Below are 14,288 nucleotides of genomic sequence, written 5' to 3' on the forward strand. Positions count from 1 at the left end.
AGATGCTGGTTGATATTAAAAATCTGCAGATCAGCTTTGAAACGCGCACCAGCCGTTTCGATGCTGTTCGCGGGATCTCGCTTCAGCTCGGTCGTGAAAAACTGGGCATTGTCGGTGAAAGTGGCTCGGGCAAGTCCTTGACCGCGCGAGCCCTCATGAAATTGCTGCCGCCAATCGCTGAAGTGAAGGCCGACAAGCTTTCATTCGATGGCATCGACATTCTGTCAGCCACCGAACGTGGCATGCGTCAGATACGCGGCAAGCGGGCAGGCTTTATTCTTCAGGACCCCAAATATTCGCTTAATCCGGTCAAGACCATTGGCGTGCAGGTAGCTGAAGCGTGGCGTACTCACAAAGGCGGTAGCAAACGTCAGGCAATGGATGCTGCGGTTGATCTTCTCGATCAGGTTATGATCCGCAATCCGCGCGACGTGGCAAAGTTTTATCCACACGAAGTTTCTGGTGGCATGGGCCAACGTGTCATGGTCGCCATGATGCTGGCGCCCGATCCCGAACTGCTCATTGCTGACGAGCCGACATCCGCGCTCGACGCTACCGTTCAGGCGGAAATTCTTCGCCTGATCGACGATTTGGTTTCCAAGCGCGGAATGGGACTTCTCCTCATCAGCCACGATCTTCCACTCGTGTCGCATTTCTGCGACCGTGTCATGGTCATGTATATGGGCCGTGTCATGGAAGAATTGAAAGCTGCCGAACTTGTGCGTGCTGAGCATCCTTATACGAAGGGGCTTCTCAATTGCATTCCATCGCTCATGCATCCTCGTGATCGATTGCCGGTTCTTAATCGCGAAGAAAGCTGGCTGAACTCATGATAGTCATTGATCAACTTCGTATCAGCTTCAACGAGCGTGAAGTCGTCAAGGGTGTGTCCTTCAATGTCGAGAAGGGTGGGAGCTTTGGAATTGTTGGTGAAAGCGGCTCGGGTAAATCCACTATTCTGCGCGCAATGGCGGGTCTCAACGAACAATGGAGTGGCCGCATCGCTTTCGACGGGAAGGACGTTGCCCCAAAGCGCGCACCCGCCTTCTTCCGTCAGGTGCAGATGGTGTTTCAGGATCCCTTTGGCTCACTGCATCCACGCCAGACCATCGACCGTATCCTGAGCGAGCTTCTGCTGGTTCATGGTATCGGCGATATCGATAAGCGTATTGAAAAGGTTCTTGACGAAGTCGCGTTGCCCAAAGCTGCGCGGTTCCGTTTTCCGCACCAGCTTTCGGGCGGACAGCGCCAGCGCGTGGCAATCGCGCGAGCCCTGATCGCCGAACCGGAAGTTCTGCTACTGGACGAACCGACATCGGCGCTTGATGTCTCGGTACAGGCTGAAATTCTCAATCTTCTCGCGGACTTGCGCGCTGAAAAGAATCTCACTTATGTGCTGGTGAGCCACAATCTCGCTGTGATCGCGCATCTCTGCCCGCAGGTGGGGGTGATGCAACATGGCGAGATGGTGGAACAGCTTAGCGCCGATGATTTGCGCGCTGGGCGAACGACACATCCGCATACCACAGAATTGCGCGTGCTAAGCGTCAATCTGGAAGAACCTGCCTGACGGAGTTTTCATGTCAACGCATGCTGACTGGAATGCGGCTTCGCTTGCCGCGAAAGTCTTGTCGAGAACCTGGGCCAAGGATGAGCCGGGTGGCGTCATCATCGGTTTCGGCCCAGATGGAGTGAAATTTGCCTATGCGAGCGGGCTTGAAAACCTGTCTACGGGGGTGCCGTTCACGGCGAATACAGTCGTTCGCTACGCATCAGTCACGAAACATGCGTTTTGTGCGATGGTTCTCAAGCACAGCGATATCATCGGCCTCGAGGACCGGCTCGGCGACCATCTGCCGGAGTTGCAAAGTCCACTGGCCGATGTCACCGTGGGGCGTGCACTCGACATGACGGGTGGTCTGCCCGATACGCGGGAATGCCTCACACTTCTGGGGCTGTCTGTTTATACAGAAACGGAAGCGGGTCAGCTTCTGGATTACCTTGCTTCTCTCAACCGGCTCAATTTCGAAGCGGGTTCGGAAATTTCGTATTCCAACACCGGTTATCGTCTGGTGGAAGCCGCACTGGAGCGAAAAGGGTTTCGCTTCAATGGTTTCGTTAAATCGGATATTGCGCAGCCTCTCGATATTTTCATGGAAGCGCCGGACGTCTGGAATGATCCGGTCGCGGGCCTGGTTCCCGGTTACTGGAAGTCTGACGAAAAATGGCAGCTCAGCTCTGCTGGCCTGCACATTTCGGCTTCTGGCAGCCTGACTGGCAGTGGCATGGCGCTTACCAAATGGGCACAAGCACTTGTTAATGGCGAGGGCGTGTTCAAAGGTTTGCTCGATAAACTGTCAACTGACCGTCGTCTCTCTGACAGACGAGTAACCGGTTACGGTCTTGGGCTGCGGTGGAACGAAGTGGCTGGCAAGCGGTTTGTTGGACATGGTGGCTCGCATCCCGGCTACAAGAGCTATTTTCTGCTCGATCCAGCCGCGAAAACCGGCATGATTGTTGTTTCAAATCGTGAAGACGCCAACACCTATAAGATGGCGCGAGATTGCATGGCCGCTCTCAACGGATTGTCGTTGCCAGAGACCAATTGCACGATCCCCGACGGGCTTTATGTGACGGAGAGTGGACCGTTCTGGCTGGAAATGCGCAGCGGTATAGCCAACTGGCTTGATTCCGAAGACACGCTTTACGATATCGGCGATGGCTGGTTCTCATCCCTGTCGCCGTCTTCGCCGGTTGAACTCCGCTGGACGGGTACGGAACTGGAAGGTGAGATTGGTTACGTATCTCGCCGGTTGAAGCCGGTGACACCAAAACCTGTGTGCCGGGAACTCGACGGCCACTGGCAGGCATCGCCCTATGGCGCCAGTTTCGATATCAAGGATGGTCACCTCATCATGGGTATAGGCCCGGCACGCCGAGCCATGCCGTTGGAAGACCTCGGTCAGGGGCGCGCGCTGTTTACGTTGCATGACGGCCCTTGGACCAAGCGCGTCTGTCTGCATAAGCTTGATGACAATCGGGTCGAGCTCGTTCTCAGCCGAGCCAGAATGATCGAATACGTCCGGTAATCTGGACATTCGTGGGTTATGGACGCGGCGGAAGGGTGACCTTACCGCCGCGTCTTGCATTGTGGTAACTTTCGACAATTGATTCCGAATGTGAGGTGACGTGATGCTGGAACGGATGATCGATCAGGGCGCAGGTCGGGAACCTGCCGACATCGTGCTGAAGGGCGGCCGTTTCTTCGATCTCGTAACCGGTGAACTTGTTGAAAGTGACATCGCAATCTGCGGTGACCGGATTGTTGGAACATTCGGCAACTATCAGGGCAAGCATGAAATCGACATTTCCGGACGGATCGTCGTGCCGGGATTTATCGATACGCATCTTCACATAGAATCCTCCCACGTAACGCCGCATGAGTTCGACCGGTGTGTATTGCCACAGGGCGTTACCACGGTCATTTGCGACCCGCACGAGATTGCGAATGTGCTGGGTGCTGAAGGCATAAAGTTTTTCCTCGATAGCGCGTTGGAAACCGTCATGGATATCCGCGTGCAGCTTTCAAGCTGTGTGCCTGCGACCCATATGGAAACGTCTGGCGCCGAGCTTCTGATCGATGATCTGTTACCTTTCGCTGACCATCCCAAGGTGATCGGTCTTGCGGAGTTCATGAACTTTCCAGGTGTTCTGGCGAAAGACCCCGAATGCATGGCGAAGCTAAAGGCGTTTCAGGGACGCCATATTGATGGTCATGCGCCGCTTCTGCGCGGGCTCGATCTGAACGGCTATATTTCCGCAGGTATTCGCACCGAACACGAGGCGACAAGTGCGGAAGAAGCGCTGGAAAAGATGCGTAAGGGCATGCATGTATTAGTGCGCGAAGGGTCAGTTTCCAAGGATCTGAAAGCGCTTATGCCGATCATTACCGAGCGCCACGCGCAGTTTTTGGCACTGTGCACAGATGACCGGAATCCGCTCGATATTGCCGATCAGGGCCACCTCGATTATCTTATCCGCACGGCGATTGCAGGCGGCGTGGAGCCGATTGCCATCTACCGGGCCGCTAGCGTTTCTGCCGCCCGCGCTTTCGGTCTTTTTGATCGCGGTCTGGTTGCGCCGGGCCAGCGCGCCGACCTCGTTGTGGTGGATAGTCTCGAAGGTTGCCACGCTGAAATCGTGTTGTCTGCGGGCAGGGTGGTTTCAGAGGATTTGTTTGCCGCTCGCAAGACTGTTGCTCCTGTCGGGCGCAATAGCGTCAAGGCACCGAAAGTCAGCGCTTCCAGTTTCCGCTCTCATTCCAACAGCGGCAAGACGCGTGCAATCGGTATAATTCCGGGTAAAATCATAACGGAAAGCCTCGAATTCGATCTCAAGGTTGGCCCGAACGGCGTTGAACCCGATTTCGAAAAGGATGTGGTCAAGATTGCTGTTGTCGAACGTCACGGCAAAAATGGAAATATTGCGACCGGCTTTGTGCACGGCTTCGGCTTGAAATCAGGTGCAATCGCGTCAACCGTCAGTCATGACAGCCATAATATCTGTGTGGTGGGCACGTCAGACGAAGATATTGCTGCAGCTGCCAACCGATTAGGCGAAATTGAAGGTGGTTTCGTTGTTGTGCGAGATGGCAAGGTGTTGGCTGAAATGCCTTTGCCCATTGCCGGATTGATGAGCGCCGAACCATATGAAACTGTCCGCGACCAGCTTCGCGTGCTGCGTCATGCAGCGGAAGAACTAGGTTCCGTTCTGGAGGAGCCATTCTTGCAACTGGCCTTCATCGCCTTGCCTGTGATCCCGCATCTCAAGATCACTGACCGCGGCCTTGTGGACGTCGACAAGTTTGCATTTGTCGGGAACTGATCAATGCAAGCTGCCGACACCCAGCAGTTCTTCGACGGTCTGCTGGTTTTCGGTGAGTTCTGCTGAAGTGCCAGACCACGCGATGCGCCCACGTTCCAGTATGATGACGTGATCGGCGAAATCGAGTGCACTCTGGATGCGCTGTTCGACAAGCAGAATCGTCATGTCTCCCTTCTGCGCAAGTGTCGAGAAAGCAGCCATCAGTTCTTCGCAGATGACAGGAGCAAGGCCTTCCAGCGGTTCGTCGAGCAGCAGCACTGTCGGTCGCCCGAGAATGCTGCGCGCGGTGGAAAGCATCTGTTGTTCTCCCCCGGAAAGCTGCGACCCAAGATTGCTGCGTCGTTCCTTAAGACGCGGAAACATCGCATAGGCTTCTTCGAGCGCATTCTTTGGTCGGTTTTTGAGGCCAACGAAGAGATTTTCTTCGACGGTGAGGGTCGGAAAAACATCACGAGTTTGCGGCACATAACCGAGACCGGCAATTGCGCGCGCGGCTGATGGAAGCGTGGCGATATTCTTTCCATTCAGCAGAATTTCACCGCCATAACGGCGCGTTTGCCCTGCGATAGTGGCAAAGAGGCTGGTCTTGCCGACACCATTGCGGCCCAGAATGGCAAGTCGCGATCCCGGTTCTGCTTTGAACGATACATTCTCGATGACGCGCGTGGGGCCGTAACCGGAGGAGAGATTGCGAATTTCAAGCGAGGCGGCACTCATTGCGCATAGCTCCCGAGATAGGCTTCGCGGACGCGGGCATCCTGCACGACGTCTTCCGGCAATCCGTCAAAGATCACAGTTCCGGCAGCTAGAACGACCACACGCTTTGCGAAGCGAAAAACGAGGTCCATATCGTGCTCGATCATGAGTACTGCCAGATCGGCCGGTAGTCGGTCGAGCGCTTCCTCAATGCGGCCCGTGTCGCTCTGTGGAACACCCGCAGCTGGTTCATCAAGCAGCAGAACTTTGGGTCGAAGCGCCAATGCAAGTGCAATCTCCAGAAGCCGCTGTTGGCCATATGCGATCTCACTCACCCGCAACTGTCCGAGATGCCGAAGCCCGAGCGTATCGAGAATATCGCGCACTTCATCCATGACTTCAGGCATTTTGCGATAGTTTCCGAGAATACGTCCCGTCTTGCCTTCGCGTTGCAAAACAGCAAGAGCCACGTGTTCTTCGGGTGTCATGTCGAAGAAGAGACGGGTCACCTGAAATGAACGCACCAGTCCACGCCTGACGCGCTGCATGGCGTTGAGCCGGGAGACGCTCTCTCCATCCAATGCCACGGTGCCAGAAGTTGCCGCGAGGTTGCCTGTAACCAGATTGACGAAAGTGGTCTTGCCCGCTCCATTGGGACCAATGAGGGCGACGCGGTCGCCTTTCGCCATACTGAGCGAAACATCGTTTGTAACTGCCAGACCGCCGAAACTTTTGTGCAGTTTCGTTACTTCAAACACGGTACTCATTTGCGGCGCGCCTTCTTTTCAAAGTAATAGGCGACGGTTCCATAGAGGCCGCGCGGCGCGAATAGCACGACGGCGATCAGCAGAACCCCAACCATTGTAAGCCAGTGGAAGGGGTTCGCAGCAGAGACGAGGTCTTCGAACCACATGAAGACAACTGTGCCGATCAGTCCTCCGAACAGCGATCCCGTGCCACCGAGAACCAGCATTACCAAAGCTTCCGCCGACATGGTGAAGCTAAGACTGTCTAGTCCGACAACCTGCGTAGAAATGGCGTTCAGCGCGCCACCGATGCCAGCAACAGCGCCCGAAATGACATACATGCGAAGCTGTGCTGACTGGACCGAAGCGCCCATGGCATGAATGCGGATCGGGTCTTCTTTCACACCTCGGCAAAGCATACCGAAGGGTGAACGAACAACATAACGTAGGAAGATGAACGAAACGAGCAGCAGGAATACGGCATAGACATAGACCGTGTGTCCGTAGAGATCGAACTCGAACATGCCAAAGATCGGATCGGGTGAAATGCCGCTTAGTCCGTCACTGCCGCCGGTCCAGCTTGATGCCTTGTTTGCAGCTTCGTGGAACAGATGAACAACGGCAATCGATAGAACGAGTTGAGCGAGCCCGTGTGCGCGCAGAATAACGGCTCCGGAAACAAACCCGGTGATAGCTCCTGCAACAAGACCGATAAGTGTCATCAGGATCGGGTCGGTAATACCGAAATGGGCAGCAGCGATGCCGGCACCATAGGCACCAGCGCCAAACAAAGCAGCATGGCCGAGCGTTGCTATACCGCAATAGCCCGTCACCAGATCGAGTGACAATACGAGCAAGGCAATGGCAATGATGCGTGTCAGCAGCGCCAGATTGTCGGGGAACAAAAACCAGCCGCAAATACTGGCAGCGATAATTGCTGCTACGCCAGCAAGACCCGCATAGGAGTGACGGTATTGGGAGAGAGCTTGCGTCATATCGGTCATTTTTTGGCCAGCCTTCCTGCAAGACCACGCGGGAACAGCGTCACAATGACGATTACTGCCAGATAGAAGAAGAACTCGCCATATTCCGGTGCCAGATAACGCCCGGTTGTATCGATTGCTCCGAGCAGGAGGCAGGCAATCAGCGCTCCGGGTATGGAGCCTGCGCCGCCGACAGAGACGACGACCAGAAATGTCACCATGTAGCGGAGTGCATAGTAGGGTTCGACAGGTAGAAGTTCGGCGCCGACGACACCGCCGAAAGCTGCAAGCCCAATGGCAAGCGCAAAGCTGATGGCGTAAACGATTTCGGTTCTGACACCGAGTGCAGCCGCCATGTTGGCATTGTCGACGGCAGCGCGCAGTTTCACGCCGAAGGCAGTGCGTTCGATGATGTACCAAAGACCAAGGGCCACCGCGAAGCCGCACCCGATTGCAAAGATGCGATGCTTGGCAATTGCCCGAAAGCCGAGATCGACAGATCCACGCAACATTTCAGGCAAAGGAATGGTCTTCAGCGTTGGTCCGAATATATAGTTGGTGAGACCGATAATGCAGAAAGTGATACCGATGGTCATCAGCACCTGCGTCAGTTCAGGCGCTCCATAAATGCGCCGATAGAGCAATCTCTCCACGGGGACGGCGATTATCATCGTGCCGACGACCGCGATGATGATCGCAAAGCCGTAATTGAGGCCAAGCTGCTGGGCAGCATAGGATGCAAAATAGCCGCCGATCATTGCAAATGCGCCGTGAGCGAGATTGACGACGCGCATCAAGCCCATGGTGACCGAAAGGCCGATGGAAATGACGAAAAGCACCATGCCATAGGCGAGGGCATCGACAGCAATGCTGAGCACAGTCTGCATTGAGTGGTCCTGTTGGGCGTATCCCGAAAAACGCGAAAAGGTTTTCGGGTACGCGTTAAAATAAGCAGTTGTGAGCCATGAGCGCGCGCTTTACGCCTGCTCAGGCATCAAGGCGTTAACTCTTGAATGCCGGAGTTATTGAGCTTTTAGGCCGGGGTCGCCCTGCTTCTCGAAGGTTTGAATTTCCTTGTTATAGTAAGTGCCGTCATCAGCCTTGGCTACTTCGCGCAGATAGATGTTCTGCGTCATATGGCGGCTTTCGGGATCGATGGATACAGGGCCGCGAGGACTGATCCATTCCATGCCTTTCACGGACTCTACCGCTTTTTCAGCATCTTTTTCACCGCTGGTCGCTTCGATCATCTTGTAGATGACATGCATGCCATCATAAGCGCCGACCGAAGGGAAGGACAACTCCACAGGATTGCCGATGGCCTTTCGAGCTTCCTTGACAAACTTCTTGTTTTCTGGCGAGTCATGCGAGACTGCATAGTGGAAAGTCGTCAGAACACCGAGAGCATTTTCTCCGAGTGCGGGAAGATCGGATTCTTGTGTCAGGTCACCTGGAGCAAAAAGCTGAATGCCCGAGCCTTTCAATCCGTTGTCGACATAGGATTTCATGAAACCGAGCGTGGTTGGTCCAGACGGCAGAAAAGCGAACACGCCTTGCGCGCCAGAGTCTTTGATACGCTGCATGATAGGACTGAAATCGTTCGTAGCGAGCGGCATGCGAATAGCTTCGACCACTTCGCCACCGGCTTCCGTGAACGCTGCCTTGAAAGCGTTTTCCGCATCCACGCCCGGCCCGTAATCGCTGACAACCGAGATGACTTTCTTCACACCCTTGTCGAGTGCAACCTTTGCGATCGGGGTTGACGTTTGCCATGTGGTGAACGAGGTGCGCACCACATAAGGGCTCTTCGTGACAATGGAAGAGGTGGCGGCATTCATGACGACCATCGGCACATTGCCCTGTTTGAGAATGGGCGTAACCGCCATGGCGTCAGGGGTGAAATAGAAGCCAGCAAGATACTGCACGCCTTCCTTGACCACGAGTTCCTGCGCAAGCGCCTTCGATTGCGCAGGATCGGCCTGCGGCACATCGCGATAAACGATCTCGACAGTGTCATCGCCGATCGTGTTGCCGTGCTCTGTCATATAGGCGTCGATACCGGCCTTGAAGTTCTTGCCCTGAAGAGCAAACGGGCCTGAAAATGGACCAATGACGCCGACCTTTACCACATCGGCATAAGCTGCTGATGCTGTGAGTGAAAAGACCGCAAGCGCGGTGAATGCAATTTTCTTCATGTTCTCCTCCCTATCGCCCACCATTCCCGCGCGTGACTGTCTCGTCGCAATAGGGAATGTCCTGATTTCAGCATGCCTATCTAATTGGTCATGTAAAATGAAAAATTCCTTATAAACGATACCCGGATGGTTATGTGTCCGAGAATTGTTCGTTTCCGATTCGAACCACCTTATCGATCAGGATTGATGCAATCTTGAGTGCACTGCCAGTCGACGCAACAATTTGCGGCAGGATCATCCATTCGATCATCCAAGCCGCGCCTGAGCGCTCCTGCTCGTGCACCATAGCCTGATACAAACCACCCATTTGGGCTGCGTTGAAACGGGCAAGGCTGACCAGTATCTCTGCCGACACCGGATTTTGCTTGTGCGGCATGGCGGATGAACCGCCGCCGCCTGTCAAGGAGAGTTCGGTGCCCAGTTCAGCCATAAGCGCAATATCTTGCCCGAATTTTCCAAGAGTACCCGTGATGAGCGAAAGCAGATTGCCGAACTCGACAATGAAGGCCCGCTGGCTATGCCATTGCGGGCTATCGTGCAATCCGAGCCTATCAGCCAGCAAAGCACGCAGAGCCGGTGCCTGATCACCGAATTTTTCAAGCGTTCCGGCTGCACCGCCGAACTGTACGGGAAAGACGATGGTGTTCAGTTTGGTCTCATAAGCGTTGAGCGGGTTTTTCCAGCTTGAGATGCGGTCCGATACGGTGATCGGAATAGCGGATTGCATACGTGTATAACCCGTCAGAGCATTCCTTCCGAACGTCGCATCAAGCCAATCGAAACGCTGCGTGAGTTGCTGAATTCGCCCATAAAGAATTGTACTTGCGCGTTTCAGCCGCAAAATCAGGCTCGTATCGATGGCATCCTGGCTCGTCGCGCCGAAATGAACGTATTCGCCGTAATCCGTTCCGACCGCCAGACGCAGTTCTTTCACGAGTGAGGGAATGACAACCCCGTCACGCGCTGTCGCTGTTGCCAGATTGGATAGGTGGGGTTCGAACGTTTCTGAGGCTTGTTTGATCGCTTGTCCTGCCTCGACCGGTATCAAGCCGAGCCCCGCTTGAGCTTCAGCCAGAGCCGCTTCAAAGCGCAACATCTCGGCAATATCAGCCGCCGCAGTAAACAGGCTCAATATCTCTTCGTCGTCGCCGAAAAGCTGTGCCAGAAACGGATGTTCGAAGACCGAGATGCTCATGCGTCAAATATCGAAAAAGACAGTTTCTTTCTCGCCCTGCAAGTGAATATCGAAATGATAGACGCTACCCTCACGCTGACCAATCAGTGTTTGCGCCCGGCTGCGATGTTCGATACGAGCAAGGACCGGATCCTCTGCATTCGCATCGGCTTCATCGGAAAAATACATCCGCGTCTGCAGTCCGAGATTAATGCCGCGGGCCACGATCCACAAGGTAATGTGTGGTGCCATGAGGCGGCCATCTTTGAAAGAAACGCGGCCAGGTTTGATCGTCTCGAAAGTGAACTCGCCCGTGTCCATATGGCTCGGACAACGGCCCCATCCACGAAAACCAGGCTCGGCCTTGCCGCCGGTTTCGGAGGGGCTGTTATAGAGGCCCTTCGCATCAGCCTGCCATATTTCTACCAACGCATCGCGGAGTGGTGCGCCCATGCCATCAATGACATGGCCGTTAATGGTAATGCGTTCGCCTGTCGTCTTCTCATCATAGAGAGGGCCGGAGCCGAGATCCTGCTCGAAAATGCCGTTGATGCCGACAAAATTGGGTGTCAATCCGATATGGACGTAAGGGCCCGCAGTCTGTGATACGGTTTCTTTCAGATAGCCGAGAGGTTGCACCATATCAGTTGCCCTCCGGGCGATTTTCAAACAAGGTTGCGCGGCGCCCGCGCAACACAATGTCGAACTTGTAGGCAAGCATATCCATCGGCAAATTAGCGCTCATGTCCAGAGGTGCGACCAGCCGTTCGACAGCTGATTTGTCGGGAATAGTTTTCACGATAGGGCAAATCCAGATCAGCGGATCGCCCTCGAAATACATCTGTGTGATGAGGCGCTGTGCAAAGCCATGACCGAACACAGAAAAATGGATGTGAGCCGGACGCCAGTCATTCACACCATTTGGCCAAGGGTACGGGCCGGGCTTGATGGTCTTGAACCAGTAGTAGCCGTTTTCGTCCGTGACCGTGCGACCGACGCCGCCGAAGTTGGGGTCGATGGCCGCAAGATAGGTTTCTTTCTTGTGGCGATAACGCCCGCCAGCGTTGGCCTGCCAGAATTCCAGCAGTGCGCCTGGAACAGGACGGCTACTCTCGTCCAGAACACGGCCATGCACAAGAATGCGTGGGCCTATCGGCATTTCGCCGGGGCGCGCATAATTGAGGATGAGGTCATTATCCAGCTCGTGCAGCATACTGTGCCCGAATACCGGGCCCGTAATTTCACTTTTGGTGCCTTCGAGCGAAAGCAAAGCACGAGTAGGCGAGCGAAGGACGGAGGTCTTATACCACGGCGTATAAGCCGGTGGATGCATGGACAGATCGCGAGCAAAGAACGGAGTTGCCTCCGGCAGACTGTTCTTCATTTTTCATCTTCCTCCGCTTCCATCTGCGCATAGGTCTGCTTTGCGATCTTGAAAGCGTGGTTCGATGCCGGAACCCCCGCATAGATTGCGACATGCATCAATGCTTCGCAGATGTCCTCCTTCGTTGCGCCCGTATTTTTCGTAGCGCGTATATGCATGGCAACTTCATCGTCTTGCCCGAGTGCTGCAAGCAGTGCAATCGTAACGATCGACCGTTCTCGTTTGGTCCAGCCGGGTCGCGCCCAGACCGTGCCCCATGCGGCTTCTGTTATAAGCTCCTGAAACGGAGCATCAAGGTCGGTTGCACCGTTTGACGCGCGATCCACATGCGTATCGCCCAGAACTGAACGGCGTACGTTCATGCCGATCTTGTAGCGTTCCGACCGCACTGCCTTGTCAGCCATGGCTACTCTCCATGTTAGAATCTGTTTGAAATAAAGTTGCGCAACAGCGAGACATAGGCATCGGGCTGTTCAACGCAGGGAATGTGACCGCTGGTGGCAATCTCTGCGAAATCTGCTTCAGGGATAAGACTTGCCAGTTCGCGCACAAGGGTAGGCGGCGTGGAGCCGTCCTGATCACCGACCAGACAAAGTGTTGGCACCGAAATAGTTCTGGCTACTTCGGTGAAATCCGCTTCACGCAGCGCGGCACAGGTGGCCGCATAGCCGTCGAGCGGTTGCCGAACGAACATATTGCAATAGGCATGATAGGCAGGATTATCGGAGCGGCGATAGTCGGACGTGAACCAGCGGGGCATTGTCGCGTCGAGGATGCTTGAAAGGCCATCTTGCTGAATAGCAGCTATGCGCGCGTCCCACATCGCTGCTGTACCGATCTTGTGAGCAGTGTTGGACAAAACGAGTCCGGCCACCAGATCGGGGCGCACTGCATAAACACCTTGCGCAATCAGTCCACCGACGGAAAGACCGCAAATGATCGCCCGTTCTATCGAAAGCTTGTCGAGCAGGTTGATGAGGTCGGTCGCAAGGAGTTCGATTGTGTAGGGGGTGGCTCCGACATCTGAAAGGCCGTGGCCGCGCTTATCATAAACGAGCGTCGATACGTCGTTGCGCAGGCGTGCGCGAACTTCATCCCATATCCGGAAATCGGTTCCGAGCGAGTTGATGAAAACCAGAACAGGCTTCTCTGCGGCTATTGGCTGGAAATCATAATGCATGACGACGTCGTTTACGGATGCGAACTGCACAGCTTTCTCCTCTTACATCGCACTGTCGTGCTTTGAACTGGTTAAGTAAAATGATATTATTGGCAAAAATCATAACTACAGGGTTATAGATAGGTGATTGGGAACAGGATCAAATTTCGTCATCTGCATACGTTTGTTGAGGTTGCGCGACAGAAGAGTGTGGTCAAGGCCTCCGAACTCCTGAGTATCAGCCAACCAGCAGTGACCAAGACGATGCGTGAGCTGGAGGAGATTCTGGGCGTTCCAGTAGTGGAGCGCGATGGTCGTGGCATAAGGATAACGCGGTTTGGTGAAGTATTCCTGCGTCATGCTGGGACGGCTTTGACCGCCTTGCGGCAAGGGCTGGATTCCGTGTCGCAAGAATTGGATGGATCAGGACCGCCTATTCGTATTGGCGCCTTGCCGACAGTCTCAACACGCATCATGCCGAAAGCGATGAGCCTGTTTCTCGCGGAAAGAACGTCTAGCCGTGTAAAAATCGTTACGGGTGAAAATGCTGTTCTTCTGGAGCAGCTACGGGTTGGCGATCTCGATCTGGTTGTAGGGCGGCTTGCCGCGCCGGAAAAGATGACCGGTTTTTCATTCGAGCATCTTTATTCGGAGCAGGTTCGATTTCTTGTCAGGACAGGGCATCCCCTGACGGACGGACGTGCGGTTTTCGAGCATCTGGCTGACTACCCGGTTCTGATGCCGACACGCAATTCAATCATTCGCCCGTTTGTGGATCGTTTGCTGATTACGAACGGTATAGGTGCCCTGCCAGTTCAGATTGAGACCGTTTCCGATGCATTCGGACGTGCTTTCGTCCGCGACAGTGATGCGGTGTGGATCATTTCAGAAGGTGTTGCTGCCGGAGATGTATCTGAAGGCAAGCTTGTCGCTCTTTCCATCGATACAAGCGAAACAAAAGGTCCGGTAGGGTTGACCATGCGAACTGACACGACACAGACAGCCGCTATGCAAATTCTGATCCAGACGTTGCGCGAAGCTGCTGGTGTGAAGCTCTAGAGATTAAC

14 protein-coding genes and 1 pseudogene are annotated in these 14,288 nt (G+C 54.6%); 5 read left to right on the top strand and 10 right to left on the bottom strand.

The window, feature by feature from the left end:
• The first annotated feature begins 2 nt into the window (after positions 1 to 2).
• The 4 genes and pseudogenes from OHI65_RS08265 (at position 3) to ade (ending at position 4,884) form a co-directional block, all read left to right on the top strand.
• Positions 3 to 833, top strand: a complete 831-nt coding sequence (locus OHI65_RS08265; RefSeq protein ID WP_125302844.1) for an ABC transporter ATP-binding protein — start codon at positions 3 to 5, stop codon at positions 831 to 833.
• Positions 830 to 1,570, top strand: coding sequence for an ABC transporter ATP-binding protein (locus OHI65_RS08270; protein WP_125302846.1), 741 nt, complete (start codon positions 830 to 832; stop codon positions 1,568 to 1,570). Before OHI65_RS08265 ends, OHI65_RS08270 begins: the two co-directional genes overlap by 4 nt.
• Before the next feature lie 10 nt (positions 1,571 to 1,580).
• Positions 1,581 to 3,089 carry a serine hydrolase domain-containing protein gene (locus tag OHI65_RS08275; protein ID WP_125302849.1) on the top strand — a complete coding sequence of 503 codons (1,509 nt, stop codon included), beginning with the start codon at positions 1,581 to 1,583 and terminating at the stop codon, positions 3,087 to 3,089.
• A 54-nt stretch (positions 3,090 to 3,143) separates the two neighbouring features.
• A pseudogene (gene ade, locus OHI65_RS08280) lies at positions 3,144 to 4,884 on the top strand (adenine deaminase).
• Here ade and OHI65_RS08285 read toward each other — a convergent pair.
• The 10 genes from OHI65_RS08285 to pcaD form a co-directional block, all read right to left on the bottom strand.
• Entirely contained in the window at positions 4,885 to 5,601 is a 717-nt protein-coding gene (locus OHI65_RS08285) for an ABC transporter ATP-binding protein (protein ID WP_264358633.1), read from the bottom strand. It abuts the pseudogene before it with no gap.
• Positions 5,598 to 6,347, bottom strand: coding sequence for an ABC transporter ATP-binding protein (locus OHI65_RS08290; protein ID WP_012093106.1), 750 nt, complete (start codon positions 6,345 to 6,347; stop codon positions 5,598 to 5,600). The genes OHI65_RS08285 and OHI65_RS08290 overlap by 4 nt, the downstream gene beginning before the upstream one ends.
• Positions 6,344 to 7,330, bottom strand: coding sequence for a branched-chain amino acid ABC transporter permease (locus tag OHI65_RS08295; protein WP_125302583.1), 987 nt, complete (start codon positions 7,328 to 7,330; stop codon positions 6,344 to 6,346). The genes OHI65_RS08290 and OHI65_RS08295 overlap by 4 nt, the downstream gene beginning before the upstream one ends.
• Entirely contained in the window at positions 7,327 to 8,196 is an 870-nt protein-coding gene (locus tag OHI65_RS08300; RefSeq protein ID WP_012093104.1) for a branched-chain amino acid ABC transporter permease, read from the bottom strand. The genes OHI65_RS08295 and OHI65_RS08300 overlap by 4 nt, the downstream gene beginning before the upstream one ends.
• Before the next feature lie 135 nt (positions 8,197 to 8,331).
• Positions 8,332 to 9,504 carry an ABC transporter substrate-binding protein gene (locus tag OHI65_RS08305; RefSeq protein WP_125302581.1) on the bottom strand — a complete coding sequence of 391 codons (1,173 nt, stop codon included), beginning with the start codon at positions 9,502 to 9,504 and terminating at the stop codon, positions 8,332 to 8,334.
• 130 nt (positions 9,505 to 9,634) lie between these two features.
• Positions 9,635 to 10,699: a 3-carboxy-cis,cis-muconate cycloisomerase gene (locus OHI65_RS08310; RefSeq protein WP_125302578.1), complete on the bottom strand. Its 1,065-nt coding sequence runs from the start codon at positions 10,697 to 10,699 to the stop codon at positions 9,635 to 9,637.
• A 3-nt stretch (positions 10,700 to 10,702) separates the two neighbouring features.
• A complete protein-coding gene (gene pcaG / locus OHI65_RS08315; protein WP_125302576.1) occupies positions 10,703 to 11,320 on the bottom strand; it encodes a protocatechuate 3,4-dioxygenase subunit alpha in 618 nt (205 codons plus the stop codon).
• 1 nt (position 11,321) lies between these two features.
• A complete protein-coding gene (pcaH, locus tag OHI65_RS08320) occupies positions 11,322 to 12,062 on the bottom strand; it encodes a protocatechuate 3,4-dioxygenase subunit beta (protein WP_125302573.1) in 741 nt (246 codons plus the stop codon).
• Positions 12,059 to 12,466 carry a 4-carboxymuconolactone decarboxylase gene (gene pcaC / locus OHI65_RS08330; RefSeq protein ID WP_012093099.1) on the bottom strand — a complete coding sequence of 136 codons (408 nt, stop codon included), beginning with the start codon at positions 12,464 to 12,466 and terminating at the stop codon, positions 12,059 to 12,061. The genes pcaH and pcaC overlap by 4 nt, the downstream gene beginning before the upstream one ends.
• 14 nt (positions 12,467 to 12,480) lie before the next feature.
• Complete coding sequence (gene pcaD, locus OHI65_RS08335; protein WP_094515699.1) at positions 12,481 to 13,272, bottom strand: 3-oxoadipate enol-lactonase; 792 nt, start codon at positions 13,270 to 13,272, stop codon at positions 12,481 to 12,483.
• 93 nt (positions 13,273 to 13,365) lie between these two features.
• Here pcaD and pcaQ point away from each other — a divergent pair, with 93 nt between their 5' ends.
• On the top strand, positions 13,366 to 14,280 hold the full coding sequence (gene pcaQ / locus OHI65_RS08340; protein ID WP_094515700.1) for a pca operon transcription factor PcaQ: 915 nt from the start codon (positions 13,366 to 13,368) through the stop codon (positions 14,278 to 14,280).
• Positions 14,281 to 14,288 lie beyond the last annotated feature (8 nt).

Source organism: Brucella sp. MAB-22 (assembly GCF_025908475.1).
Lineage (GTDB): Bacteria > Pseudomonadota > Alphaproteobacteria > Rhizobiales > Rhizobiaceae > Brucella > Brucella anthropi.